At 61.6% G+C, this 24,985-nt stretch carries 21 protein-coding genes and 1 pseudogene; 7 read left to right on the top strand and 15 right to left on the bottom strand.

What is annotated here, in order from left to right:
* On the bottom strand, positions 1-266 hold a 266-nt coding region (locus N436_RS19950), incomplete at its 3' end, for a transposase (protein ID WP_256589999.1).
* 221 nt (positions 267-487) lie between these two features.
* On the opposite strand from N436_RS19950, the gene N436_RS19955 reads away from it, so the two are divergent.
* Complete coding sequence (locus N436_RS19955) at positions 488-943, top strand: transposase (protein WP_110741796.1); 456 nt, start codon at positions 488-490, stop codon at positions 941-943.
* A 105-nt stretch (positions 944-1,048) separates the two neighbouring features.
* Here the strand turns inward: N436_RS19955 and N436_RS19960 are convergent.
* Positions 1,049-1,366 (bottom strand): annotated as a pseudogene (locus tag N436_RS19960) (putrescine ABC transporter permease PotI); the annotation flags it as partial.
* Between the two features lie 187 nt (positions 1,367-1,553).
* On the opposite strand from N436_RS19960, the gene N436_RS19965 reads away from it, so the two are divergent.
* Positions 1,554-2,513, top strand: a complete 960-nt coding sequence (locus N436_RS19965; RefSeq protein ID WP_110741797.1) for an RHS repeat-associated core domain-containing protein — start codon at positions 1,554-1,556, stop codon at positions 2,511-2,513.
* Positions 2,514-2,601: 88 nt separating this feature from the next.
* Here the strand turns inward: N436_RS19965 and N436_RS19970 are convergent, their stop codons facing one another.
* The 7 genes from N436_RS19970 to N436_RS20000 all read right to left on the bottom strand — a co-directional run bounded on the left by N436_RS19970 (position 2,602) and on the right by N436_RS20000 (position 10,911).
* Positions 2,602-3,495, bottom strand: a complete 894-nt coding sequence (locus N436_RS19970) for an ABC transporter permease subunit (protein ID WP_110741798.1) — start codon at positions 3,493-3,495, stop codon at positions 2,602-2,604.
* Positions 3,492-4,373, bottom strand: a complete 882-nt coding sequence (locus tag N436_RS19975) for an ABC transporter permease subunit (RefSeq protein WP_177410288.1) — start codon at positions 4,371-4,373, stop codon at positions 3,492-3,494. Before N436_RS19975 ends, N436_RS19970 begins: the two co-directional genes overlap by 4 nt.
* Before the next feature lie 35 nt (positions 4,374-4,408).
* On the bottom strand, positions 4,409-5,551 hold the full coding sequence (gene potA, locus N436_RS19980) for a polyamine ABC transporter ATP-binding protein (protein WP_016712588.1): 1,143 nt from the start codon (positions 5,549-5,551) through the stop codon (positions 4,409-4,411).
* 70 nt (positions 5,552-5,621) lie between these two features.
* The gene (locus N436_RS19985; RefSeq protein WP_105947229.1) at positions 5,622-6,716 is read right to left on the bottom strand and encodes a polyamine ABC transporter substrate-binding protein; all 1,095 of its coding nucleotides are present in this window, start codon (positions 6,714-6,716) and stop codon (positions 5,622-5,624) included.
* Positions 6,717-6,874: 158 nt separating this feature from the next.
* On the bottom strand, positions 6,875-7,972 hold the full coding sequence (locus N436_RS19990; protein ID WP_105947228.1) for a polyamine ABC transporter substrate-binding protein: 1,098 nt from the start codon (positions 7,970-7,972) through the stop codon (positions 6,875-6,877).
* Positions 7,973-8,142: 170 nt separating this feature from the next.
* Positions 8,143-9,504: an aspartate aminotransferase family protein gene (locus N436_RS19995; RefSeq protein ID WP_105947227.1), complete on the bottom strand. Its 1,362-nt coding sequence runs from the start codon at positions 9,502-9,504 to the stop codon at positions 8,143-8,145.
* A 48-nt stretch (positions 9,505-9,552) separates the two neighbouring features.
* A complete protein-coding gene (locus N436_RS20000; protein WP_105947226.1) occupies positions 9,553-10,911 on the bottom strand; it encodes a glutamine synthetase family protein in 1,359 nt (452 codons plus the stop codon).
* A 574-nt stretch (positions 10,912-11,485) separates the two neighbouring features.
* On the opposite strand from N436_RS20000, the gene N436_RS20010 reads away from it, so the two are divergent.
* Positions 11,486-12,862 carry a glutamine synthetase family protein gene (locus N436_RS20010; RefSeq protein WP_016712594.1) on the top strand — a complete coding sequence of 459 codons (1,377 nt, stop codon included), beginning with the start codon at positions 11,486-11,488 and terminating at the stop codon, positions 12,860-12,862.
* Between the two features lie 161 nt (positions 12,863-13,023).
* On the opposite strand, the gene argA is transcribed toward N436_RS20010, so the two are convergent.
* Together argA and argE are read right to left on the bottom strand one after the other, a co-directional pair.
* Positions 13,024-14,322, bottom strand: a complete 1,299-nt coding sequence (argA, locus tag N436_RS20015) for an amino-acid N-acetyltransferase (RefSeq protein WP_105947224.1) — start codon at positions 14,320-14,322, stop codon at positions 13,024-13,026.
* Between the two features lie 123 nt (positions 14,323-14,445).
* A complete protein-coding gene (argE, locus tag N436_RS20020) occupies positions 14,446-15,588 on the bottom strand; it encodes an acetylornithine deacetylase (protein ID WP_105947223.1) in 1,143 nt (380 codons plus the stop codon).
* A gap of 115 nt (positions 15,589-15,703) precedes the next feature.
* On the opposite strand from argE, the gene N436_RS20025 reads away from it, so the two are divergent.
* Complete coding sequence (locus N436_RS20025; protein WP_110741799.1) at positions 15,704-17,071, top strand: CYTH domain-containing protein; 1,368 nt, start codon at positions 15,704-15,706, stop codon at positions 17,069-17,071.
* A 39-nt stretch (positions 17,072-17,110) separates the two neighbouring features.
* On the opposite strand, the gene N436_RS20030 is transcribed toward N436_RS20025, so the two are convergent.
* On the bottom strand, positions 17,111-17,581 hold the full coding sequence (locus N436_RS20030) for an Lrp/AsnC family transcriptional regulator (protein ID WP_043198918.1): 471 nt from the start codon (positions 17,579-17,581) through the stop codon (positions 17,111-17,113).
* 126 nt (positions 17,582-17,707) lie between these two features.
* Between N436_RS20030 and N436_RS20035 the strand changes: the two genes are divergently transcribed.
* The 3 genes from N436_RS20035 (at position 17,708) to N436_RS20045 (ending at position 20,293) form a co-directional block, all read left to right on the top strand.
* On the top strand, positions 17,708-18,013 hold the full coding sequence (locus tag N436_RS20035) for a hypothetical protein (protein ID WP_060498136.1): 306 nt from the start codon (positions 17,708-17,710) through the stop codon (positions 18,011-18,013).
* A gap of 203 nt (positions 18,014-18,216) precedes the next feature.
* On the top strand, positions 18,217-19,890 hold the full coding sequence (locus tag N436_RS20040) for a GspE/PulE family protein (RefSeq protein ID WP_110741800.1): 1,674 nt from the start codon (positions 18,217-18,219) through the stop codon (positions 19,888-19,890).
* An 88-nt stretch (positions 19,891-19,978) separates the two neighbouring features.
* Positions 19,979-20,293: a DUF2388 domain-containing protein gene (locus N436_RS20045; RefSeq protein ID WP_019098663.1), complete on the top strand. Its 315-nt coding sequence runs from the start codon at positions 19,979-19,981 to the stop codon at positions 20,291-20,293.
* Between the two features lie 94 nt (positions 20,294-20,387).
* Here the strand turns inward: N436_RS20045 and gcvP are convergent, their stop codons facing one another.
* The 3 genes from gcvP to gcvT all read right to left on the bottom strand — a co-directional run bounded on the left by gcvP (position 20,388) and on the right by gcvT (position 24,973).
* Entirely contained in the window at positions 20,388-23,261 is a 2,874-nt protein-coding gene (gcvP, locus tag N436_RS20050) for an aminomethyl-transferring glycine dehydrogenase (protein WP_110741801.1), read from the bottom strand.
* Positions 23,262-23,455: 194 nt separating this feature from the next.
* On the bottom strand, positions 23,456-23,839 hold the full coding sequence (gene gcvH, locus N436_RS20055; protein ID WP_105947219.1) for a glycine cleavage system protein GcvH: 384 nt from the start codon (positions 23,837-23,839) through the stop codon (positions 23,456-23,458).
* Between the two features lie 51 nt (positions 23,840-23,890).
* Positions 23,891-24,973 (bottom strand): glycine cleavage system aminomethyltransferase GcvT, encoded by a 1,083-nt coding sequence (gcvT, locus tag N436_RS20060; protein ID WP_110741802.1) that lies wholly within the window; start codon positions 24,971-24,973, stop codon positions 23,891-23,893.
* Positions 24,974-24,985 lie beyond the last annotated feature (12 nt).

Genomic DNA, 24,985 nt, shown 5'->3' on the forward strand with positions numbered 1-24,985 from the left:
TGTCCAAGATCAAAGTGCGCTGCTGTTTGGCGCAGCGAGAGTCGATGCTCAAGCATGTGCTTGAGTACCTGCCGTTTGAAGTCCTCAGTGTAGCGCTGGCCATGTGGGCGGGGACTGAGGCTGGCGGTGGATCGGTAACTGGCAACCCAGCGCCGAAGCAAACTGAAATCGATGCCCAAGTGTCGGGCCACTTTGCGAAAGCCGTTGCTGCCTTCCAGATAGGCCGTGATCGCCGTGAGCTTGAACTGCTCTGAGTATTTGCCCATAAATCCCCCAAGGGTTGGATTGGTGTCCAACTTCTTGGGGGCAGTCCAGGGATTTCGCTCATGCCGAATGCGGCGCAGTACCTGTGGGAGCGGGCAAGCCCGCGAAGAGGCCGGTACATCCACCTAAATACTTCTGCCATATCCAGAAATGATCAGCCACTCGGCAATGGCAGTTGAACCGCTACCGTTCAAGGAGCGTTTCAATTTCAAGGAAGATTGCGATGCCGTTAGCTGAATCCCACCGGCTCCGCCGAGGGCGCTTTTCCGAGCCAGGCAGGCTCTACATGCTGACTACGGTCACGTACCAACGACAGCCACTGTTTCATGATTTCCACCATGCTCGTCTGGTGGTCAAACACCTGCGGGTTTCACATGACATTCGGGACTGCCACTCTCTGGCCTGGGTAGTCATGCCTGACCACCTGCACTGGCTGATCGAACTGAGGGACGTGACATTGGGAACACTGATGCGCAAGTTCAAATCGCGCACAGCCATTGCATTGCGCAAAGCAGGTTTGGGGCATACACGGATATGGCAACCGGGTTACCAGGACCATGCACTGCGGCGGGAAGAGAGCCTGGTGCATGTAGCCCGGTACATTGTGGCCAATCCTTTGAGGGCTGGATTGGTCAGGAGTGTCAGGGACTATCCACACTGGGATGCGGTATGGCTTTGAATCAGTGCTGGGGCCTTCGCGGGCTTGCCCGCTCCCACAGGTACATCACAGCTTCAAGCTTGTGCTGAACCCTGTGGGAGCGGGCGAGCCCGCGAAGAGGCCAGGTCAGGCCGAAGCAGCCACCTGCGCCGAGCGCTTGACCTGAGGCTGCGAAGCATTGGCCGCCGCACCTTCTTCGATCGCCTGCTGAATCGCCTTGCGACGACGCTCTTCGGCCTGGCGGCTGAAGTACCAGACAAAGAAGGTCACCAGCGATACCGACAGCAGGATCAAGCTGGCCACGGCGTTGATCTCTGGCTTCACGCCCAGACGCACCGCCGAGAACACTTCCATCGGCAAGGTCGTCGAACCCGGGCCGGAGACGAAGCTGGCAAGCACCAGGTCATCCAGCGATAGCGCGATCATGGGGATAGTGATCTGGAGCAAGGGTGGCATTCCAATGCCTTCGACACAGGGCAGCTTCGGTACAATCCAATCATTGAGAAACTAGTATTTCTGCCAGTGGACAGGTTTTCCCCAGCAGTTACATAGTTCGTCCAGCCTGATCGCTTCGACAACAACGCCTGTAGACAGGTGTTTTTCTGACTGACGTTTAAATGCAGGAATGCTCATGGCCGCTTCGAAAACTTTGCGCCGCTTCCACCAAAACGACCGTGTTGCCACCGAACTCAGCGGGTCTGAAACACGCTCTATTTTCCAGCACAACGGTAGCCTCCTGGCGCAACGCACCTCAGGCAGCGAGGCATCGCATTCAATCATCGCAGTGAACAACACCAATACAGTCATCAGCGAGTGTGGACTTGCCGGAAAGGAGCAATTCCCTTACACCCCCTACGGCCGACGCCCTGCTCAGAGCGAATCGAATAACCCCTTGGCATTCAACGGTGAACTGCTGGACTCGGCAACAGGCTGCTATTCGTTAGGTAATGGCTATCGCCTGTTTAGCCCTACACTCAAGAGGTTCTGCGGCCCAGATAACTTAAGCCCGTTCGAGCAAGGCGGGCTGAACGCTTACGCGTACTGTGCAGGGGACCCGGTGAATAAAGTTGATCCCACGGGCCACTTTTCTCTTTTTCCCACATATGCGCAGTTGACCAATCCATTATATTTAGCTGGGATGATCACGCATGCAGCGGGAGTAATTGTGTTGACTGTAGCAGCAGTAAAGAAATCCAAAAAACTAGCATTGGTAGGGGGGGGCCTTATAGGGATAGCCTATGGGCTATTTTACTCCGCATCACGCAACAGCCCTTCACTCTTTCAAAGGTCAATGTCTTCAACGCCCTCCCGAACTCCATCAGTCTCACGGCCAACTACCCTACCTCCATCACCCCCAATGCCAACCCCCCGAGTTCCATCACTCTCAAGGCCATCATCTTTAAATTCCAACAGTCAGCTCTACTCTGATCAGCCGCGTAGTTACAATTCATTGAATATCAACAATGGTAACTCTATGCTGCCTGGTTACAAGTCAGTGCAAAATAACATTCCTCACCCCCTGCCCCCTAATCGTACCGAGAACACAGCGATGGAAGCACTCAATAGGGGAGTTCGCACTGCAGTCCGATAGACAAGGTTATTATTGAATGGCGCCAAAGAATGCTGTGGCATGCCCCAGGCATCCCACAGAGCCCAAGCCCTGCGGGATGCCTGTCAGGTCAAGCCGATGCAGCGACTTGCGCTGGCCGCTTGATTTGAGGCTGCGACACGTTCGCCGCCGCCCCTTCTTCGATGGCCTGCTGAATCGCCTTGCGACGACGCTCTTCGGCCTGGCGGCTGAAGTACCAGACAAAGAAGGTCACCAGCGACACCGACAGCAGGATCAGGCTGGCCACAGCGTTGATCTCTGGCTTCACGCCCAGTCGCACCGCCGAGAACACTTCCATCGGCAAGGTGGTCGAACCCGGGCCGGACACGAAGCTGGCCAGTACCAGGTCATCCAGCGACAGCGCGAACGACATCATGCCGCCCGCCGCCAGCGATGGCGCGATCATCGGAATGGTGATCAGGAAGAACACCTTCCACGGCTTGGCACCCAGGTCCATCGCCGCTTCTTCGATCGACAGGTCCAGCTCGCGCAGGCGTGCCGACACCACCACCGCCACATACGCCGCACAGAACGTGGTGTGGGCGATCCAGATGGTGACGATGCCGCGCTCCTGCGGCCAGCCGATCATCTGCGCCATGGCCACGAACAGCAGCAACAGCGACAGACCGGTGATCACCTCGGGCATTACCAGCGGCGCGGTGACCAGGCCACCGAACAGCGTACGGCCCTTGAAGCGGGTAACGCGGGTCAGCACAAAGGCCGCCAGGGTACCCAGCGCCACCGCGGCCACTGCCGTGTAACAGGCGATTTCCAGCGAGCGCATCACCGAACCCATCAGCTGGGTGTTGTCGAGCAGGCCGACGTACCACTTCACCGACCAGCCACCCCACACCGTCACCAGCTTGGAGGCGTTGAACGAGTAGATCACCAGGATCAGCATCGGCAGGTAGATGAACAGCAAGCCCAGCACCAGCATCAGCTTGGAGAAACTGAAGCGTTTCATGCGCGGCCCTCCATTTCTTTGGCCTGGCTGCGGTTGAACAGCAGGATCGGCACGATCAGGATCGCCAGCATCACTACCGCCAGGGCAGAAGCCACCGGCCAGTCACGGTTGTTGAAGAACTCTTGCCACAGCACCTTACCGATCATCAGGGTTTCCGGGCCGCCGAGCAGTTCAGGGATCACGAACTCGCCCACCACCGGGATGAACACCAGCATGCAACCGGCGATGATGCCGTTTTTCGACAGCGGTACGGTGATTTTCCAGAAGCTGTTGAAGGTGCTCGAACCCAGGTCCGAAGCGGCCTCCAGCAACGAAGGGTCGTGTTTCACCAGGTTGGCGAACAGCGGCAGGATCATGAACGGCAGGTACGAATAGACCACGCCGATGTACACCGCCAGGTTGGTGTTGAGGATTTGCAGCGGCTGGTCGATCAACCCGGTCCACAGCAGGAAGCCGTTGAGCAGGCCGTTGTTGCTGAGGATGCCCATCCAGGCATAGACGCGGATCAGGATCGCGGTCCAGGTCGGCATCATGATCAGCAGCAGCAGGACTGTCTGGGTTTCCTTCTTGGCATTGGCGATGGCGTAGGCCATCGGGAAACCGATCAGCAGGCACAACAGGGTGCTGAAGAAAGCCATCTTCAGCGAGCCCAGATAGGCCGAAAGGTACAGTTCATCCTCGGTCAACAAGCCGTAGTTGGCCAGGTTGAGCACCAGCTGGATCTTGTCTTCGACGTAGCTGTAGATCTCGGTATACGGTGGGATCGCCACGTCGGCTTCGGCAAAACTGATCTTCAGCACGATGAAGAACGGCAGCATGAAGAACAGGAACAGCCAGATGAACGGCACGCCGATCACCAGGTGCCGCCCCTCCGGAATGATGCGCTGGAGTGCTCGCTTGAGCTTGCGAGGTTTCATGACCGCAGTACCACGCCGCTGTCGTCTTCCCACCACACGTACACTTCATCGCCCCAGGTCGGGCGGGTGCCCTGGCGCTCGGCGTTGGCAACGAACGACTGGACGATCTTGCCGCTCGGCAGCTCTACGTAGAACACCGAATGGCCACCCAGGTAGGCGATGTCGTGCACCTTGCCGCGCGACCAGTTGTGCTCGCAGGTCGGCTGCTGGGTAGTGACCAGCATTTTTTCCGGGCGCAAGGCGTAGGTGATGTGCTTGTCTTCCACCGAGGTGGTGATGCCGTGGCCGACGTAGATCTTGCGCTCCAGCTCAGGGCTGGCAATGATCGCGTGGCCTTCGGCGTCGTCGACCACTTCGCCTTCGAACAGGTTGACGTTACCGATGAACTCGCACACCAGGCGGCTGGTGGGGGTCTCGTAGATGTCCACCGGCGAGCCGATCTGGGCAATCCAGCCCAGGTGCATGATGGCGATGCGCTGGGCCATGGTCATGGCCTCTTCCTGGTCGTGGGTCACCATCACGCAGGTCACGCCCACGCGCTCGATGATCTCTACCAGTTCCAGCTGCATCTGCGAACGCAGTTTCTTGTCCAGTGCGCCCATCGGCTCGTCGAGCAGCAGCAGCTTGGGGCGCTTGGCCAGGGAGCGGGCCAGGGCCACGCGCTGGCGCTGGCCACCGGACAGCTGGTGCGGCTTGCGCTTGGCGTACTGGGTCATGTGCACCAGCTTGAGCATCTCGGCCACACGGGCGTCGATCTCGGCCTTGGGCATCTTGTCCTGCTGCAGGCCGAAGGCGATGTTCTGCGCCACGGTCATGTGCGGGAACAGCGCGTAGGACTGGAACATCATGTTGATCGGCCGCTCGTAGGGCGGCATGTCGGTGATGTCGACGCCATCGAGGAAAATCCGCCCTTCAGTCGGGCGCTCGAAGCCGGCCAGCATGCGCAGCAAGGTGGACTTGCCCGAGCCGGAGCCGCCCAGCAGGGCGAAGATCTCGCCCTTGCGGATTTCCAGGGACACATCGTCCACGGCTACGGTTTCGTCGAATTTTTTCGTAACCCGGTCGATCTTGACCAGCACCTGCTTGGGTTGCTGGCCACCCTCGAGGGCTTTTTTATAGGCACCGGAGGCAACTGCCATGAGTGAAACTCCCAACAAGATTTTTGTGCCCGCGCGGCCTGGTCTGCAGGTGCGCTGCGGGTCTGGATAATTACTTGCCCGACTTGACCTTGGTCCAGCTACGGGTCATCAGCCGTTGCACCTTGGGTGGCAACTCTGAGTTCACGAACATCTTGTCCAGCACTTCCTGCGGTGGGTAAACCGCGGCGTCAGTCCTCACGGCCTGGTCCATCAGGTCGCCAGCCTTGGGGTTCGGGTTGGCGTAACCGACGTAATCACTGACCTGGGCGATAACCTCAGGTTTCAGCAAATAGTTGATGAAGGCATGGGCCTCTTTGACGTTCTTGGCGTCCTTGGGAATCGCCAGCACGTCGAACCAGAGGTTGCCGCCTTCTTTGGGAATGGCGTAGGCCAGGTTCACGCCCTTCTTCGCTTCTTCAGCGCGGGCCTTGGCCTGGAACACATCACCCGAGAAGCCTGCCGCGACGCAGATGTCGCCGTTGGCCAGGTCGGTGATGTACTTGGACGAGTGGAAGTAGGTCACGTACGGGCGTACGGCCAGCAGCTTCTGCTCGGCTTTTGCGTAATCCTTGGGGTCGGTGCTGTTGGGGTTGAGCCCCATGTAGTTGAGCACCGCCGGGAGCATTTCATCCGCCGAGTCGAGGAAGGCCACACCGCACTTGGAGAGCTTCTTCATGTTCTCGGGTTCGAACAAGACGGCCCAGGAGTCGATGGTGTCCACGCCCAGCGCGGCCTTCACCTTGTCGACGTTGTAACCGATGCCGTTGGTGCCCCACAGGTAAGGCACAGCGTACTGGTTACCCGGGTCGTTCTTTTCCAGGCGCTTCATCAACGCCGGGTCGAGGTTGGAATAGTTGGGCAGCAGGCTCTTGTCGAGCTTCTGGAACGCGCCCGCCTTGATCTGCTTGCCGAGGAAATGGTTGGACGGCACCACCACGTCATAGCCGGTGTTACCGGCCAGCAGCTTACCTTCCAGGGTTTCGTTGGAGTCGAACACGTCCTGCACGGGCTTGATGCCCGTGGCTTTCTCGAAGTCCGCGAGTGTGGTTGGGCCGATGTAGTCGGACCAGTTGTAGAAGTGCACCGTAGGCGCCGCTTGGACGCTGCATGCCAGCGTCAGGCCCGCACCAGCCATCAAGGCCTTGCGGAATACAGAAATAGACAAGTGGGTGCTCCTCACAATCAGTGCCTGGGTAGCGACAATGCTGCCGCACACGCAAAACCGGCGCGCAACTTACCTTCGCAGCTTCGATGCCGCAATCATCAATTGCCTTTCACTGGCTCTGGGCCGGGAAACCCCGGCCCAGAGGTGCCGCATCGGGCTTATTTGCCCGACTTGATCTTGGTCCAGCTGCGGGTGATCACACGCTGGGCAGAAGCTTCAGGCGCAGCGATTGCGTACAGCTGCTTCTTCACTTCGGCTGGCGGGTAGATGCTCGGATCGCTGGTGATGTCTTTGTCCACGAACGGAGTCGCAGCAGCGTTGCCATTCGGGAAGCGCACGGCGTTGGTGATTTCAGCCATGATTTCTGGCTGCATCAGGAAGTCCATGAACTGGTAGGCAGCGTCTTTATGCTCGGCATCTTTCGGGATGGCGACCATGTCGTAGAAGGTACCGGCACCTTCTTTCGGAATCACGTAGTCCACTTTGACCTTGTCGCCAGCTTCGTGGGCGCGGGCCTTGGACTGCTCCAGGTCACCCGAGTAACCGACGGCCACGCAGATGTTGCCGTTGGCCATATCGCCGATGTACTTGGACGAGTGGAAGTAGGTGATCGAAGGACGGATCTTGAGGAACAGGTCCTCGGCGGCCTTCAGATCTTCCTTGCTGGTGCTGTCGGTCTTCTTGCCCAGGTAGTGCAGTGCGGCTGGGATCATCTCGGTCGGGGCATCCAGGAAGCTCACGCCACAGCTCTTGAGCTTGGCGATGTTCTCAGGCTTGAACACCACGTCCCACGAGTCGATCTTGTCCACGCCCAGCGCGGCCTTGACCTTCTCCGGGTTGTAGCCGATGCCGATCGAACCCCACATGTACGGGAAGGCGTGCTTGTTGTCCTTGTCGCTGGCGTCGCCAACGGCTTTGAGCAGGTCGGTGTCGAGGTTCTTCCAGTTCGGCAGCTTGGAGCGGTCCAGTTCTTCGTACACACCGGCCTTGATCTGCTTGGCCAGGAAGTTGTTGGACGGCACCACGATGTCGTAGCCTGACTTGCCGGCCAGCAGCTTGGCTTCGAGGGTTTCGTTGCTGTCGAAGACGTCGTACTTGACCTTGATACCGGTCTGCTTCTCGAACTTGGCGATGGTGTCTGGTGCGATGTAGTCCGACCAGTTGTAGACGTTCAACACCTTGTCTTCAGCCTGTGCAGCAGTAGCCATGGCACCCATCAGGGCTGCGGCCAGCAACGTCTTGCCCATTTTATTCATGCGTCATGCTCCAGATTTTTTTGATTAGCCATCCGTTCAGCAGCCAGGTCCCGCAGTACACGCGTTTGGGCGACTGAAGCAGTCGCTAGTCTGGCAAGTTACAAGGCTCTGTTTCAAGGAAAGCAGGGCCTTGTAACGACTTAATGTCACATCGCTAGCCTAGCAAACTGTCAACGGATCGCTTCGAGCGTCAAGTCGAGGCACTTGCGGGCCTTTTCCACCAGCTCGTCGATCTCCGCGTGGCTGATCACCAGCGGCGGGGCGATGATCATGGTGTCGCCCACTGCGCGCATGATCAGGCCGTTCTCGAAGCAGAAGTTACGGCAGATCATGCCCACGCCCTTGCCTTCGTAACGGCTGCGCGTGGCCTTGTCCTTGACCAGCTCGATCGCGCCGAGCAGGCCCAGGCCGCGTACTTCGCCCACCAGCGGGTGGTCCTGCAGCTCACGCAAACGCTTTTGCAAATACGGTGCCGCTTCGGTGCGCGCCTTCTCGATAATGTGCTCGTCGCGCAGGATGCGCAGGTTTTCCAGGCCCACTGCAGCCGCTACCGGGTGGCCCGAGTAGGTGAAGCCGTGGTTGAAGTCACCCCCTTCGCTGAGTACCTGGGCAACTTTGTCACGCACGATCACACCGCCCATGGGGATGTAACCGGAGGTCAGGCCCTTGGCGATGGTCATCAGGTCGGGCTTGAGGCCGTAGTAGTCGGAGCCGAACCACTCGCCGGTGCGGCCGAAACCGCAGATGACTTCGTCGGCGACGAACAGGATGTCGTACTTGGCAAGGATCTCCTTCACCTTCGGCCAGTAGGTTTCCGGTGGGATGATCACGCCGCCGGCGCCCTGGATCGGCTCGGCAATGAAGGCGGCGACGTTGTCTTCGCCGACTTCGAGGATTTTCTTTTCCAGCTGCTCGGCTGCCCACACACCGAACTGGTCCGGGGTCATGTCGCCACCTTCACCGAACCAGTAAGGCTGCGGGATGTGCACGATGCCCGGGATCGGCAGGCCGCCCTGTTCGTGCATGCCGCTCATGCCGCCCAGGCTGGCACCGGCCACGGTGGAGCCGTGGTAACCATTGATGCGGCCGATGATGGTCTGCTTGTGCGGCTTGCCCTTCAGCGCCCAGTAGTGGCGCACCATGCGCAGCACGGTGTCGTTGCCTTCAGAGCCGGAGCCGGTGAAGAACACATGGGTCATGCCTTCGGGCGCCACGTCGGTGATCGCCTTGGCCAGCTCCAGCGCAGGCGGGTGAGCGGTCTGAAAGAACAGGTTGTAGTACGGCAGTTCGCGCATCTGCTTCTCTGCCGCCTGCACCAGTTCTTCACGGCCGTAACCGACCGCCACGCACCACAGGCCGGCCATGCCGTCGAGGATCTTGTGCCCCTCGCTGTCCCACAAATGCACACCCTGGGCCTTGGTGATGATGCGCGGCCCCTTGGCTTTCAGCTGCTTGTAGTCACTGAAAGGTGCGAGATGATGCTCCCCGCTCAGGGTTTGCCATTCACGGGTTTGCGGGTTGTTGACGCTCATGTGCTTCTCCGTAATTCGACCGCCGCGCTCCAGCGGCACCAGGGTTTATCAGACAGCGAACAGCAGGAACTCACGCTCCCAGGAACTGATGACACGCTTGAAGTTCTCGTGCTCGGCGCGCTTGGTGGCGACGTAGCCGGTGATGAACTTCTTGCCCAGGTACTGCACCAGCGCGCGGCTGTTTTCCATGCGTTCCAGGGCGTCTTCGATGGTCAGCGGCAGGCGCAGGTTGCGGCGCTCGTAGCCACGGCCCTGTACTGGCGCGCTGGCTTCGATGCCTTCGACCATGCCGATGTAGCCACACAACAGGCTGGCAGCGATGGCCAGGTAAGGGTTGGCGTCGGCGCCCGGCAAGCGGTTCTCGACCCGACGGCTTTGCGGGCCGGCATCCGGTACGCGCAGGCCGACGGTGCGGTTTTCTTCGCCCCACTCCACGTTTACCGGCGCCGAGGTGTCAGGCAGGAAGCGGCGGAACGAGTTGACGTTGGGGGCGAACAGCGGCAGCGCCTCGGGGATGAACTTCTGCAGGCCACCGATGTGGTTGAGGAACAGCGCGCTCATGCTGCCGTCTTCGTTGCTGAAGATGTTCTTGCCGGTGGCCACGTCGATCACGCTCTGGTGCAGGTGCATGGCACTGCCCGGCTCGCCGGTCATCGGCTTGGCCATGAAGGTGGCGGCCACGTTGTGCTTGAGCGCCGCTTCGCGCATGGTGCGCTTGAACACCAGGATCTGGTCGGCCAGGTGCAGCGCGTCGCCGTGACGGAAGTTGATTTCCATCTGCGCCGTGCCGTCTTCGTGAATCAGCGTGTCCAGGTCCAGCTGTTGCAGTTCGCACCAGTCGTAGACGTCTTCGAACAGCGGGTCGAATTCGTTGGCGGCTTCGATCGAGAACGACTGGCGGCCGGTTTCCGGGCGGCCCGAACGGCCAACCGGCGGCTGCAGCGGGAAGTCCGGGTCTTCGCTGCGCTTGGTCAGGTAGAACTCCATCTCGGGCGCGACGATCGGCTGCCAGCCCTTGTCGGCGTAGAGCTTGAGCACTTTCTTCAGCACGTTGCGCGGCGACAGTTCGACCGGGTTACCCTTCTTGTCGTAGGTGTCGTGGATCACCTGCGCGGTCGGCTCGATGGCCCACGGCACCAGGAACACGGCCTTCTCGTCAGGGCGGCAGATCATGTCGATGTCGGCCGGGTCGAGCAGTTCGTAATAGATGTCGTCGTCGACGTAGTCGCCGGTCACGGTCTGCAGCAGCACGCTCTCGGGCAGGCGCATGCCTTTTTCGGCGATGAATTTGTTGGTAGGCGAAATCTTGCCGCGCGTGATGCCGGTCAGGTCACTGATCATGCATTCGACTTCGGTGATCTTGTGCTCTTTCAACCAATCGGTGAGCTGGTCGAGGTTGTTACTCATAAATACCTCAGGAGGTAAGGTGGTCCACGCTCTGATTCTGGATGGAGTACATTGCTAAAGCAAAAACCCCCGCGCAGAGCCACAGTGGATACACTGAAAACAGCTGTGTCCGTAATGAGTTCGAAAGGCAGGAAGACGAAGCGAAGGGCGGCAAGCCGCTACGAGGGCGGGCCCGGGAGCGCCAAACGTCAATTATTGCGGCCAGGGCGGCCACGCCATTGACGAAGCTTGCAAAAACGGCGGAGGTACCCGACGGCACTGCGCAGGCAGTGCTTTCAGGTCGCGGCAAGCGGACCATGTGACCCTCGTATTATTGTGTTTTGGGTTGAGACCGAGCTTAGCCTTGTTCATTTTTTTACACAACACCTCCGTAAAAAATAAAACACGGCGTGTCGGAGATAGCCCTTTACGCGGGAAATAGCGGATAATGGCTTGCCCCGATATGCAGCAAATCTGCCGTAGATGTGCCATTTCAGGGCATCATGGGGTTGGCTTGACATCAGTATGGCTTTTCGATTGACTGGTCCTGCAAGCCCCCCTTGATTGATATTTTTAACAACAAAGGTGTTGCATCATGTCGGTACCCCCGCGTGCCGTTCAGCTTAACGAAGCGAACGCGTTCCTTAAGGAACATCCTGAGGTTCTCTACGTTGACCTTCTGATTGCAGATATGAATGGTGTGGTGCGTGGCAAGCGCATCGAGCGCACCAGCCTCCACAAGGTTTACGAGAAAGGCATCAACCTGCCTGCCTCCCTCTTCGCCCTGGACATCAACGGTTCCACCGTCGAAAGCACCGGGCTGGGCCTGGACATCGGCGATGCTGACCGCATCTGCTACCCGATCCCTGGCACCCTCTCCAACGAACCCTGGCAAAAACGCCCGACCGCCCAGCTGCTGATGACCATGCACGAGCTGGAAGGCGAGCCGTTCTTCGCCGACCCGCGTGAAGTGCTGCGCCAGGTGGTGAGCAAGTTCACCGAGATGGGCCTGACCATCTGTGCCGCGTTCGAGCTGGAGTTCTACCTGATCGACCAGGAGAACGTGAACGGCCGCCCGCAGCCGCCGCGCTCGCCAATTTCGGGCAAACGCCCACAGTCGACCCAGGTGTACCTGATCGACGACCTCGACGAATATGCCGACTGCCTGCAGGACATCCTCGAAGGCGCGAAAGAGCAAGGCATCCCGGCCGACGCCATCGTCAAGGAAAGCGCCCCGGCGCAGTTCGAAGTCAACCTGCACCACGTTGCCGACCCGCTCAAGGCCTGCGACTACGCGGTACTGCTCAAGCGGTTGATCAAGAACATCGCCTACGACCATGAAATGGACACCACCTTCATGGCCAAGCCCTACCCGGGCCAGGCAGGCAACGGCCTGCATGTACACATTTCCGTGCTGGACAAAGATGGCAACAACATCTTCACCAGCGAGGATCCCGAGCAGAACGCCGCGCTACGTCACGCTGTCGGCGGTGTGCTCGAGACCCTGCCAGCGTCCATGGCGTTCCTGTGCCCGAACGTGAACTCGTACCGCCGCTTTGGCGCGCAGTTCTACGTACCGAACGCGCCGAGCTGGGGCCTGGACAACCGCACCGTGGCCCTGCGCGTGCCGACCGGCTCGCCGGACGCCGTGCGCATCGAGCACCGGGTGGCCGGTGCCGACGCCAACCCGTACCTGATGATGGCTGCCGTGCTGGCCGGTGTGCACCATGGCCTGACCAACAAGATCGAGCCGGGTGAGCCGATTGAAGGCAACTCGTACGAGCAGCTGGAGCAGAGCCTGCCGAACAACCTGCGCGATGCCCTGCGCGAGCTGGACGACAGCGAGATCCTGAACAAGTACATCGATCCGAAGTACATCGACATCTTTGTCGCGTGCAAGGAGAGCGAGCTGGAGGAGTTCGAACACTCCATCTCCGACCTCGAGTACAACTGGTACCTGCATACCGTGTAAACAAAAACGCCGCCCACAAGGGCGGCGTTTTTCATTCCGGGGAGTGCATTGGCTGTACTGGCCCTATCGCCGGCAAGCCAGCTCCCACAGGGATAGCGCCAGCCTTGAAGGCTGTGCAGTCCCTGTGGGAGCTGGCTTGCCGGCGATAGGGCCAGTACAGGTTACAAGGACTTCTCGAAAATCTTCGAATTACGCTGGTAGTTGTACAGCGAAGCCCGAGCAGCCGGCAGGCGCTCAACCCCACTTGGCGCAAACCCGCGTTCGCGGAACCAGTGCGCCGTACGCGTCGTCAGCACGAACAGGGTGCTCAACCCCATCTGCCGCGCCCGGCTCTCGATACGCTCCAGCAATTCATCCCCACGCCCGCCATGGCGGTACTCCGGGTTCACCGCCAGACACGCCAGCTCCCCTGCTTCGGAGTCGGCAATCGGGTACAGCGCCGCACAGGCGATGATCATGCCCTCGCGCTCCACCACGCTGAACTGCTCGATTTCCCGCTCCAGTACCTCGCGCGAACGGCGCACCAGGATGCCCTGCTCTTCCAGCGGGCTGATCAGCTCCAACAAGCCACCCACGTCCTCGATGGTCGCCTCGCGCACCACTTCGAACTGCTCCTGCGACACCAGCGTACCGCCACCGCCACGGGTGAACAGCTCGGTCAGCAAGGCGCCGTCTTCGGCATAGCTGACGATATGGCTGCGCGCCACACCGCCTTTGCAGGCCTCGGCAGCAGCATCCAGCAGCTCGCCCTGATAATCGCTGCCCAAACGCTGAAGATGCGGGGCAACCTGCTGCGGGCGCAGCTCGCGCACCAGCTTGCCATCTGCATCCAGCAGCCCTGGCTCTGCGCCGAACAGCAGCAGCTTGTCGGCGCCCAGCTCGATGGCAGCGCGGGTAGCCACGTCTTCGCAGGCCAGGTTGAAGATCTCGCCGGTGGGCGAGTAGCCGAGCGGCGACAGCAGCACGATGGAGCGCTCGTCGAGCAGGCGGCTGATGCCCTTGCGGTCGACCCGGCGCACTTCACCGGTGTGGTGGTAGTCCACCCCTTCGAGCACGCCGATCGGCCGGGCAGTGACCAGGTTGCCGGACGCCACGCGCAGGCGCGAGCCCTGCATCGGCGAAGCAGCAATGTCCATCGACAGGCGTGCTTCGATGGCCAGGCGCAGGGCGCCGACAGCATCGATCACGCAGTCCAGGGTGGCGGCATCGGTAATGCGCAGGCCACGGTGGTAATGCGGGGTCAGCCCACGATCGGCCAAGCGGCTTTCGATCTGCGGGCGCGAGCCATGCACCAGCACCAGCCGCACGCCAAGACTGTGCAGCAGCACCAGGTCGTGGACAATGTTGCCAAAATTAGGGTGTTCCACCCCATCGCCAGGGAGCATGACCACGAAGGTGCAGTCGCGATGGGCATTGATGTACGGGGAGGCATGACGCAGCCAGTTGACGTAGTCGGGCATGACAGGGCCTGTGGATAAGTGGACGGAGAACGGCGGTACAGGGGCGTTCAGGATCATCGTCGGAACAGGCTTGCGGTCACGCGCGGTCTCCTCTAGGCAGGAACGAATCAGGTCAATGGACGTTTAGTTCAGGCAATAGTGCCGGATCAGGTCACGCAATAGACGCACGGTAGGCTCGATTCGTGACATTTCAAGGTATTCGCCGGGCTGGTGGGCACAGGCGATGTCGCCAGGGCCCAGCACGATGGTCTGGCAGCCCAGTTGCTGAAGATAAGGCGCTTCGGTGCCGAACGCCACCGCTTCGGCGCGGTGGCCGGTCAGGCGCTCCGCCACTTGCACCAGCTCGGCATCGGCGGCCTGCTCGAACGGCGGCACCTCCGGGAACAGCGGTGCGTAGTCGATGCGCACATCATGGCGCTCGGCCACCGGCACCAGCTTCTCGCGGATGGCGGCGCGCAGTTGCTCCACGTCCATGCCCGGCAATGGCCGCAGGTCGAACTCCAGGGCGCACTGGCCACAGATGCGGTTGGGGTTGTCACCCCCGTGGATACAACCGAAGTTCATGGTCGGCGTCGGCACGGTGAACTGCGGGTTGCGGTAGGTTTGCTGCCATTGCTGGCGCAGGCCCATCAGCTCGCCCATTACCGCGTGCATGGCCTCCATGGCGCTGCGGCCCAGGTTTGGGTCCGACGAATGGCCGCTGCGCCCGAGGATGTCGATGCGGTCCATGAGGATGCCCTTGTGCATGCGGATCGGCCGCAGCCCGGTCGGCTCACCGATTACCGCCGCACGCCCCAGCGGCTGGCCGGCTTCGGCCAGGGCGCGGGCGCCGGACATGGAGCTTTCTTCGTCGCACGTGGCCAGAATCAGCAATGGCTGCTTGAAGTCGTGCTCCAGCAGCGGGATGACGGCTTCGATGACCAGGGCAAAGAAGCCCTTCATGTCGCAGCTGCCCAGGCCGACCCAGCGGCCATCGACCTCGGTCAGCTTCAGCGGGTCACTGGTCCACAGTTGTTCGTCGTAAGGTACGGTGTCGCTGTGCCCGGCCAGCACCAGGCCGCCCGGGCCGCTGCCACGGCTGGCCAGCAGGTTGAACTTGCCGGGGCTGACCTGCTGGATGTCGCACTTGAAACCCAGGTCGCCCAGCCAGCCGGCCAACAGGTCGATGACCTGGCGGTTGGACTGGTCCAGCGCGGGCTGGGTGCAACTGACCGAAGGCGCAGCGATCAAGGCGGCAAACTGGTCTTTCAGCGTCGGCAACGGCATGCGCATACTCCTCGGAAGCGTTGCCCATCATAGGACTATCCGCTGTCTGGAATAAACCGTTGGCGGCGGACTGCTGTAGACTCTGCGTCAACCACGCCCCCCCTTCGAGTCTGTGATGCACAAAGAAACCGAACTGAAGCTCCGCGCCAGTCGCGAGACCCTTGCCGCCCTGCGCGAGCACCCTCTGCTGAAAAAGCGCAACAAGTCCGGCTGGCAGACCCGCGAACTGCTCAACCAGTACTTCGACACCCCCGAGCGTGAGCTGTCCGCCGCCCGTGTCGCCCTGCGCCTGCGCCGCGACGGCGACGCCGTCATCCAGACCCTCAAGTGCCGCGGCACCAGCGTGGCCGGCCTGTCCGAGCGCAACGAGTACGAGTGGAACCTGGACAAGGTCAAGCTCGACCTGAAAAAGCTGGACGCCACCTGCTGGCCCGAGCAACTGGCCAACCTGGACAAGAAAACCATCAAGCCACTGTTCACCACCGACTTCAGCCGTGAATACGCCGAAATCGCCTGGGGCCGTGGCAAGAGCAAAGTCGTGATCGAGGCTGCGTTGGACCAAGGCTTCGTGATCGCCGGCAAGCGCAAGGAAGAAATCTGCGAACTGGAGCTGGAACTGCGCGAAGGTGAACCGCAAGCCCTGCTGGAACTGGCCGCCGAGCTGGCCGCCAGCCTGCCCCTGATGCCTTGCGACATCAGCAAGGCCGAGCGTGGCTACCGCCTGCTGGAGCCGGACAGCTACGAGCTGGGCCTGCCGCACACCGAGCTGGACGCCGAAATGGCTGTGGACGATGCCTACGCCGCCCTGGCCTGGCAACTGCTGGGCAGCAGCCAGCGCCTGGCCGAGCAATACCGCCACAACGGCCACTGGCGCCTGCTGCAGGACTGGGTCGAGTGCCTGAGCGAGCTGCGCGCCATCACCGCCAGCCTGGGCCAGGCCGCGCCGCGTGCCACTACCCGCGACCTGCGCAGCAGCCTGGACGCCCTGCTGGAAGACTGGCGCCCGCTGGTGCAGGCCGGCAACGATGACGAAGACATTCGCCGCGCCGCGCCCGAGCAGTTCGCCGAAGAGCTGGAAGACGTGCGCTGGGGCCAGTTCTCGCTGGAAACTTCGCGCTGGCTGCTGGCCCGCGCCTGGACCGCCGAGCGCAAGGGCCGTGGCGAGCGTCAGGGCAAGGCGCAACTGGCCAGCTGGCTGGGGCACCTGCTGGGCGAAGAAGGCCGCGCGTTGAAGCTGCCGCTGTACACCCAGCGCCCGGAAGACCTGGCCGAGCAATTGCCACGTATCGAACAGTTGCTGGCCTGGCTGCACCATGCCCGCCATGTGCTCGAAGCGCCGCAGATGGACCGCCTGTATGGCGACCTGAAGAAGCTGCATGAGCTGGCTGAGTTGCCGATCAGCGATGAAGTGCTGGAGGCGCGTATCGAGCAGGCTCGGGCGGTAGACCAGAGCCGTGGCTGGAAGCACTTGCTCAAGGCTTAAGACCGCGTCGGATTGTTCGCGGGCATGCCCGCGAACGATTCACCGCGACAGTGGCAGGCTGGTGGTGGATTTGATCTCCGACAACGCCACAATCGAATTCACTTCCTGAATACCCGGCACGTTCGACAGCTTTTCGAAGAAGAAGCGCTCATAGGCCTCGATGTCCGATGTGACGATCCGCAGCAGAAAGTCCACCGACCCCATCAGCACATAACACTCCAGCACCTCCGGAAACCCGCGAATCGCCTCGGTGAATTCGGTGAAGTTGGAGCGCCCGTGCGCATTGAGCTTCACCTCGGCGAAAATCTGCGTGTTAAGGCCGACCTTCTTGCGGTCCAGCAAGGTCACCTGCCCACGAATCACCCCCTCCTCCTTCAACCGCTGAATGCGCCGCCAGCACGGCGATTGCGACAGCCCCACACGCTCGGCGATCTGCGCGCTGGACAGCGAAGCGTCTTCCTGTAGCAGCTCAAGAATGCGACGGTCGTAGGCATCCAGCTCGCTATGCATTGATGATTCTCCAAATAGGCAAATTTCGAATAGATCTATTCGACCAGTCCGCAAAACAGCCAAATCATAGCGAAAAAATACCGCCCCCAACGTGCAAGAATTTCTCCAACACTCGCGGAGACCAGCATGAACGCACAGCCCCGTACAGACGCCTGGGCCGCCAGCAACGCCCACAGCACCGTGCACTATCGCCTGCAAGCGGAAGCCGAGCCTGACAGCCTGTGCCGGGTGCTCAACCTGTTTGCCCTGCAGTTCCTGACCCCGCACAGCGTGCAGGTCAGCCAGCAGGATGATTGGCTGAATATTGAAGTCGGCATTGGCGGGCTTAGCTGGCACCGGGCCGAGGTGATTGCGCAGAAACTGCGTAACCTGGTGTGTGTGGGTGAAGTGAGCCTGACCAACCAGCAACGGGTGGAACTGGCGGTTGTATGAGCTTTTACCGGCCCTATCGCCGGCAAGCCAGCTCCCACAGGATCACCACAGGTTCGAACATTGCGCTGTACTTGTGGGAGCTGGCTTGCCGGCGATAGGGCCAGTACAGGCACAGCAAAATCCCGAAACGCTTCACCTCAAGTAACCTTCCGCCTCCCGGCTAGCCTTGATCAGCACTCACTCATCAGGCACGGACGCCAACCATGCACACTCCCGACAACCCGGCACTCGACCTCAAGCGCGTGCTCGAAGCCCTGATCGCCAACCAGCACCTGCACGCCAACGACACCTTGCAAGTCCTCGAATACGCAGCCGCCCACCCGGTCGGCCACCCGCTTGAGCAGATAGCCGCCTGCAGCCTGGAAAACCGCCAACACCCCGGCCAGCTTCTGGACCTGGACCGCCTCTGCCAATGGCTGGCGAACAAGGTCGGCCAGCCCTACCTGCGCATCGACCCGATGCAGCTCGACCTGCCCCAGGTCGCCGGCCTGATCTCCCCCGCCTTCGCCCAGCGCCACGGCATCCTCATTGTCGCCGCCGACGCGTCCAGCATCACCGTCGCCAGCGCCCAGCCCTACCAGGATGACTGGCAGGCAGACCTGGCCCGCAGCCTGGGCCGGCCGATCCGCCGCGTGCTGGCCAGCCCGGTGCAGATCCGCCAGTCAGGGCAGTCGTTCCAGCGCCTGGCCCAGTCGGTGAAAGGCGCGCAACACCAGCAGTCGGCCAGCCTGGGCGAGCTCGAACAGCTACTGGAGCTGGGCAAGCGTCAAGCCGAGGCCAGCGCGGACGACGCGCACATCGTGCATATCGTCGACTGGCTGCTGCAGTACGCCATCGAGCAACGCGCCAGCGATATCCACCTGGAGCCACGCCGCGAACAGGGCCAATTGCGCTACCGCATCGATGGCCTGCTGCATACCGTTTATACCTTTCCCGCCAATGTCACCCTGGCGCTGGTCAGCCGCCTGAAACACCTGAGCCGCATGGATGTCGCAGAAAAGCGCCGGCCACAGGACGGTCGCCTGCAAAGCCGGCTGCCGGGCGGCGGCGAGGTGGAGCTGCGGCTGTCTACCCTGCCGACCCCGTTCGGCGAAAAACTGGTACTGCGCCTGTTCGACCCGCATCAGCTGCACGAGGGCTTCGACCGCCTCGGCCTGGAAGGGCCGCAACTGGCCCAGTGGCAAAGCCTGCTGCGCCAGCGCCAGGGCATCATCCTGGTCACCGGCCCGACCGGCTCCGGCAAGACCAGCACGCTGTACGCCAGCCTCAAGCTGCTGGCCACGCCACAGGTCAACCTGTGCACCATCGAAGACCCGATCGAACGCCTGGAACCCGCCTTCAACCAGCTGCAGGTGCAGCCCGCGCTGGACCTGGGTTTTGCCAACGGGGTGCGGGCCATGCTGCGCCAGGACCCGGACATCATCATGATCGGCGAAATCCGCGACCGCGAAACTGCCTTGGTGGCAGTGCAGGCGGCATTGACCGGGCACCTGGTGTTGTCGACCCTGCATACCAACGATGCCTGTTCTGCAATCACCCGCCTGCAAGAGCTGGGTGTAGCCGATTACCTGATCAAGGCGACCCTGGTCGGGGTCATGGCCCAGCGCTTGGTACGTACTGTGTGCACAGACTGCCAGGCCCATGCATCAGCAACCTGCCGAACCTGCCGTGGCACTGGGTTCCACGGGCGCACAGGGTTGTTCGAACTGCTGCAACCCAGCGAAAAACTGCGCGCCCTGATTGGCCCGAACGCCGACCTGACCCTTCTACGGCGCCAGGCGCTGGTCGATGGACTGATTGACCTGCGCCGTTGTGGGGAGGCCAAAGTGGCTTGCGGGCAGACCCGCACAGAGGAAGTGCTGCGCGTCTGCAACTGACGAAAAGTCCTTTGTATTCAAGGAACTTGCCTCACCGGAAAAGATCCAACGGCGCATCTTCAACCCTCACCCTTCGAGGTGTTTCAACATGCGTCTCAAAACCGCCATCGCCGCCGCTGCCTTGCTTTCTCTGCCTATTGGCTCGGCCATGGCCGATACCTTTTGGCGTAACGTGATGACTTCCGGTGCAACCACGGCATCGAGCTACCTGACCTCGCACGATCACAAGCTGGTAGTAGCCGCACAGGATGATGCCGGCAGCTTCGTGGCCAGCGAAGGCGCCATTCGTGGGCCGTTCCTGGAGGCGGCGTTGAAGCAGGTGCGGGCGGAGAATCCAGGCATGCAGGCTTCTGATATGGAGCTGGCGAATGCCATTCTGGCCAAGAATGCGGTAGCCGAATAACCGCGTCGCCCACTCCCACAGGGATCGCGCGAGGTTTGAGCCCTGTGCAACTCCTGTGGGAGCGGGCATGCCCGCGAAGAATCCAACACCTATTTTAGCGATACGCCTCCACCGGCACACACGCACAGAACAGGTTCCTGTCCCCATACACGTTGTCGACCCGGTTCACCGCTGGCCAGTATTTGTGCTGACGCACATGAGCACTAGGCGCCACTGCCTGTGCCAGGCTATAGGGCCGATCCCACACCCCCAACACATCTTCCAGGGTATGCGGCGCATGCTTGAGCGGGTTGTCCTCCGCCGGCCAGTTGCCCTCCTGCACCTCGGCAATCTCTGCACGAATCGCCAGCATCGCCTCGACAAACCGGTCCAGCTCGGCCTTCGATTCACTCTCGGTCGGCTCCACCATCAGCGTGCCCGGCACCGGGAATGACATGGTCGGGGCATGGAAGCCATAGTCCATCAGGCGCTTGGCCACATCCTCTTCACTGATGCCGGTCTGCGCTTTCAGCGGCCGCAGGTCGAGGATGCACTCGTGTGCCACGCGCCGGTTGCGCCCGCGGTACAGCACCGGGAAGGCGCCCCCCAGCTGGCTGGCCAGGTAATTGGCCGAGAGAATGGCCACCTCGCTGGCATCAGCCAACTGCGGCCCCATCATGGCGATGTACATCCAGCTGATCGGCAGGATGCTCGCACTGCCCCAGGGGGCGGCGCTGACCGCACTGTTGTTCGGGTCCAGGCCAGGCACCGGCACCACCGGGTGGCTGGCGACAAACGGCTTGAGGTGCGCGCGAATGCCGATCGGCCCCATGCCCGGGCCACCGCCGCCGTGGGGGATGCAGAAGGTCTTGTGCAGGTTCATGTGCGAAACATCGGCCCCAATGTCCGCCGGGCGCGCCAGGCCCACCTGGGCATTGAGGTTGGCGCCGTCCATGTACACCTGGCCGCCGTGCTGATGCACCACCTCGCAGATTTCGCGAATGCCTTCTTCGTACACGCCGTGGGTGGATGGGTAAGTGATCATCAGGCACGACAAGCGCTCGCCAGCTGCGTGGGCCTTGGCTTTGAGGTCGGCCAGGTCGACGTTGCCATGGTCGTCGCAATCAACGATCACCACCTCCATGCCGGCCATCTGCGCCGAAGCCGGGTTGGTGCCGTGGGCCGATGACGGGATCAGGCACAGCGTGCGCTGTGGTTGATGTCGGCTGCGGTGATAGCGGGTAATGGCCATCAGGCCGGCGTATTCACCTTGGGCACCGGAGTTGGGCTGCATGCAGATGGCATCGAAACCGGTAATCGCGCACAACCAGCTTTCCAGCTCGTCGATCATCGCCTTGTAGCCCGTGGCCTGGCCTGCCGGGGCAAACGGGTGCAGTTGGGCAAAACCGGGCCAGGTGATGGGGATCATCTCGCTGGTGGCATTGAGCTTCATGGTGCAGGAACCCAGCGGGATCATCGACTGGTTCAGCGCCAGGTCCTTGTTCTCCAGCTGTTTGAGGTAGCGCAGCATCTCGGTTTCGCTGTGGTGCTGATTGAACACCGGGTGCACGAGGAACGGTGTACGCCGCACCAGGTTGGCAGGGATGCCTTCAGGCAGGGCCAACTGGTCGAGGGCGGCAATTTCCAGGCCGTGATCCACCCCCGCGAAAATGTCGAGCAAGCGCAGCACCGTCTGTTCGTTGCAGGTTTCGTCCAGGCTCACGCCCAAGTGCCCACGGCCGAGGATCCGCAGGTTGATCTGCGCAGCTTCAGCGCTTTCGATGATGGCCGCCTGGGCCCCACCAACATCCAGGGTAAGGGTGTCGAAAAAGTGCTGGTTGAGGCGCTTGATGCCTTTGGCCTCAAGCCCTGCCGCCAGGATAAAGGTCAGTCGATGCACACGCTGGGCGATGCGTTGAAGACCTTCCGGGCCGTGGTACACCGCATAGAAGCCGGCAATGTTGGCCAGCAGAACCTGGGCCGTGCAGATGTTGGAGTTGGCCTTCTCGCGGCGGATATGCTGCTCGCGGGTTTGCAGGGCCATGCGCAGCGCGGTGTTGCCACGGGCATCGCGCGACACGCCGATGATGCGCCCCGGCATGGCCCGCTTGTAGTCGTCGCGGCAGGCAAAGTAGGCCGCGTGGGGGCCGCCGTAGCCCATCGGCACACCAAAGCGCTGGGTCGAGCCCAGTACTACATCGGCACCCAGCTCGCCGGGCGGTGCCAGTACTACCAGGCTGAGCAGGTCAGCGGCCACGCAGGCCAGAGCCTGCTGGCCGTGCAACTGGTCGATCAGCGGGCGCAGGTCGCGCACTTCGCCGTGGGTGTCGGGGTATTGCAACAAAGCACCGAACACCGCGTGTTTGCCAAGGTTATCCACAGCGTCGACGATCAGCTCGAAGCCAAAGCCTTCAGCGCGGGTCTTCAGCACCGACAAGGTTTGCGGGTGGCAGTGCTCGTCGGCAAAGAAGGCGTTGCTCTTGTTGCGCGCCACCCGCTTGGCCAACGCCATGGCTTCGGCGGCAGCGGTGGCTTCGTCAAGCAGGGAGGCATTGGCCAGCGCCAGCCCGGTCAGGTCGATGACCATTTGCTGGAAGTTCAGCAGCGCCTCCAGGCGGCCTTGGGCGATTTCGGGTTGATACGGTGTGTAGGCGGTGTACCAGCCGGGGTTTTCCAGCACGTTGCGCAGGATGACCGTGGGGGTGATGGTGCCGTGGTAGCCCATGCCGATCAGGCTGGTCCACACCTGGTTCTGTTCGGCGTAGGCGGCGAGTTTGGCCAAGGCGGCCTGCTCGTCCAGCGCCGGAGGCAGGTCGAGGGGGCGGTTGAGGCGGATGTCGGGGGGGACGGTCTGCTCGATCAGCTCACTGCGGGTGGCAATACCCAGCGCGTTGAGCATGGCCTGCTGCTCTGCGGCATCGGGGCCCAGGTGGCGACGCAGGAAAGGGTTGAGCTCTTGCAGTTGATGCAGGGATGGCGACTGTGACATGACGACGCTCTCTTCCTAGACCGGGTCTCATGGAGACTTACAAGTCTAGGAAGGGATTGCCGATCCTGCGGGGAAACTTGTTTGCAGGCCCGACCTCTTCGCGGCTAAAGCCGCTCCTACAGGGATCGCACCGGCATCAGCAGCAGTGCAGCACCTGTGGGAGCGGCTTTAGCCGCGAAGCAGGCGACGCGGTCTTACTCACCGATGGCGGCGGCGTAACCGGCAGCATCCAGCAGCTTGTCCAGCTCGGCCGGGTTGCTTGGCTTCAGTTTGAAGATCCACGCACCGTAAGGCTCTTCGTTGAGCTGCTCCGGGCTGTCGGCCAGTTCTTCGTTGACCGCAATCACTTCGCCACCGATTGGCGCATAGATGTCCGAAGCGGCCTTCACCGACTCGACCACACCGGCTGCGTCGCCGGCAGCGAACACCTTGCCGACTTCGGCCAGTTCGACAAACACCACGTCACCCAGGGCTTGCTGGGCGTGGTCGCTGATGCCTACAGTCACAGTGCCGTCGGCTTCCAGGCGAGCCCATTCATGGCTTTCGGCAAAACGCAGATCGGCGGGGATATTGCTCATGTCTTGAATTCCTCGATTGGCTCAGCGGTACGCCCGCCGGTTAAAAAATGTTCAGATCAAAATCTTGCCGTGGCGCACGAAGGTCGGTTTGACCACCCGCACCGGGTACCACTTGCCGCGGATTTCCACCTCGGCCCGGTCACCGGTCGCCATGGGTACGCGCGCCAGAGCAATGGACTTGCTCAGCGTAGGAGAGAAACTACCACTGGTGATCTCCCCTTCGCCAATGCCCGATACACGTACCACCTGATGGGCACGCAACACGCCGCGCTCCTCCAGCACCAGGCCGACCAGTTTTTCCTGCACGCCGCTCTCGATTTCCGCCAGCAGGCCGGCGCGGCCGATGAAGTCGCGCTCAGCCGGCTCCCAGGCGATGCTCCAGCCCAGGTTGGAGGTCAGCGGGGTGTGGGTTTCATCGATATCCTGGCCGTACAGGTTCATACCGGCTTCCAGCCGCAGGGTATCGCGGGCGCCAAGGCCGCTGGGCGCGATGCCGGCGCCGACCAGGTCGTTGAAGAAGGCTACGGCCTGCTCACCCGGGAAGATGATCTCCAGGCCGTCTTCACCGGTATAGCCGGTGCGGGCAATGAACCAGTCGCCTTCGGCAACGCCTTCAAACGGGCGCAGTTCACGAATCAGGGCCGCGCGTGCAGGGCTGAGCAAAGCGGCGACCTTTTCGCGGGCATGCGGCCCCTGGATGGCGAGGATGGCAAGGTCGGGACGGGGTTGGAAGTTCACGGCGAAACCGGCCCGCTGCTGCTCTAGCCAGTCGAGCACTTTGGCTCGGGTGGCGGCATTGGTGACCAGGCGGTAGCCGTTTTCCATGCGGTAGACGAGCAAGTCGTCGATTACCCCACCCTGCTCGTGGAGCAGCGGGCTGTACAGTGCCTTGCCGACGTCGTCGAGGCGGGCCACGTCGTTGGCCAGCAAACGCTGCAGCCAAACGCAGGCATCGGTGCCATCGACGTCGATCACGGTCATGTGGGAAACATCGAAAACGCCGCAGTCACTGCGCACCTGGTGGTGCTCCTCGACCTGCGAGCCATAGTGCAGGGGCATGTCCCAGCCACCGAAATCGACCGTTTTGGCGCCTAGCGCCAGGTGCAGGTCATACAAAAGCGTGCGCTGTCCCATGGGTTTCTCCTT

The sequence above is a fragment of the Pseudomonas sp. RV120224-01b genome, from assembly GCF_003208145.1.
GTDB lineage: Bacteria > Pseudomonadota > Gammaproteobacteria > Pseudomonadales > Pseudomonadaceae > Aquipseudomonas > Aquipseudomonas monteilii.

Excerpts from the sequence above, each read along its gene's own strand:
- N436_RS20045 (WP_019098663.1), top strand. The coding sequence starts at position 19,979 with ATGCGTCTCAAAACCGCCATCGCCGCCGCTGCCTTGCTTTCTCTGCCT.
- N436_RS20040 (WP_110741800.1), top strand. The coding sequence starts at position 18,217 with ATGCACACTCCCGACAACCCGGCACTCGACCTCAAGCGCGTGCTCGAA.
- N436_RS20025 (WP_110741799.1), top strand. The coding sequence starts at position 15,704 with ATGCACAAAGAAACCGAACTGAAGCTCCGCGCCAGTCGCGAGACCCTT.
- N436_RS19965 (WP_110741797.1), top strand. The coding sequence starts at position 1,554 with ATGGCCGCTTCGAAAACTTTGCGCCGCTTCCACCAAAACGACCGTGTT.
- N436_RS19955 (WP_110741796.1), top strand. The coding sequence starts at position 488 with ATGCCGTTAGCTGAATCCCACCGGCTCCGCCGAGGGCGCTTTTCCGAG.
- potA (WP_016712588.1), bottom strand. The coding sequence starts at position 5,551 with ATGGCAGTTGCCTCCGGTGCCTATAAAAAAGCCCTCGAGGGTGGCCAG.
- N436_RS20010 (WP_016712594.1), top strand. The coding sequence starts at position 11,486 with ATGTCGGTACCCCCGCGTGCCGTTCAGCTTAACGAAGCGAACGCGTTC.
- N436_RS19995 (WP_105947227.1), bottom strand. The coding sequence starts at position 9,504 with ATGAGCGTCAACAACCCGCAAACCCGTGAATGGCAAACCCTGAGCGGG.
- N436_RS20030 (WP_043198918.1), bottom strand. The coding sequence starts at position 17,581 with ATGCATAGCGAGCTGGATGCCTACGACCGTCGCATTCTTGAGCTGCTA.
- gcvP (WP_110741801.1), bottom strand. The coding sequence starts at position 23,261 with ATGTCACAGTCGCCATCCCTGCATCAACTGCAAGAGCTCAACCCTTTC.
- gcvT (WP_110741802.1), bottom strand. The coding sequence starts at position 24,973 with ATGGGACAGCGCACGCTTTTGTATGACCTGCACCTGGCGCTAGGCGCC.
- N436_RS19970 (WP_110741798.1), bottom strand. The coding sequence starts at position 3,495 with ATGAAACGCTTCAGTTTCTCCAAGCTGATGCTGGTGCTGGGCTTGCTG.
- N436_RS19990 (WP_105947228.1), bottom strand. The coding sequence starts at position 7,972 with ATGAATAAAATGGGCAAGACGTTGCTGGCCGCAGCCCTGATGGGTGCC.
- argE (WP_105947223.1), bottom strand. The coding sequence starts at position 15,588 with ATGCCGTTGCCGACGCTGAAAGACCAGTTTGCCGCCTTGATCGCTGCG.
- gcvH (WP_105947219.1), bottom strand. The coding sequence starts at position 23,839 with ATGAGCAATATCCCCGCCGATCTGCGTTTTGCCGAAAGCCATGAATGG.
- N436_RS20035 (WP_060498136.1), top strand. The coding sequence starts at position 17,708 with ATGAACGCACAGCCCCGTACAGACGCCTGGGCCGCCAGCAACGCCCAC.
- N436_RS20000 (WP_105947226.1), bottom strand. The coding sequence starts at position 10,911 with ATGAGTAACAACCTCGACCAGCTCACCGATTGGTTGAAAGAGCACAAG.
- argA (WP_105947224.1), bottom strand. The coding sequence starts at position 14,322 with ATGCCCGACTACGTCAACTGGCTGCGTCATGCCTCCCCGTACATCAAT.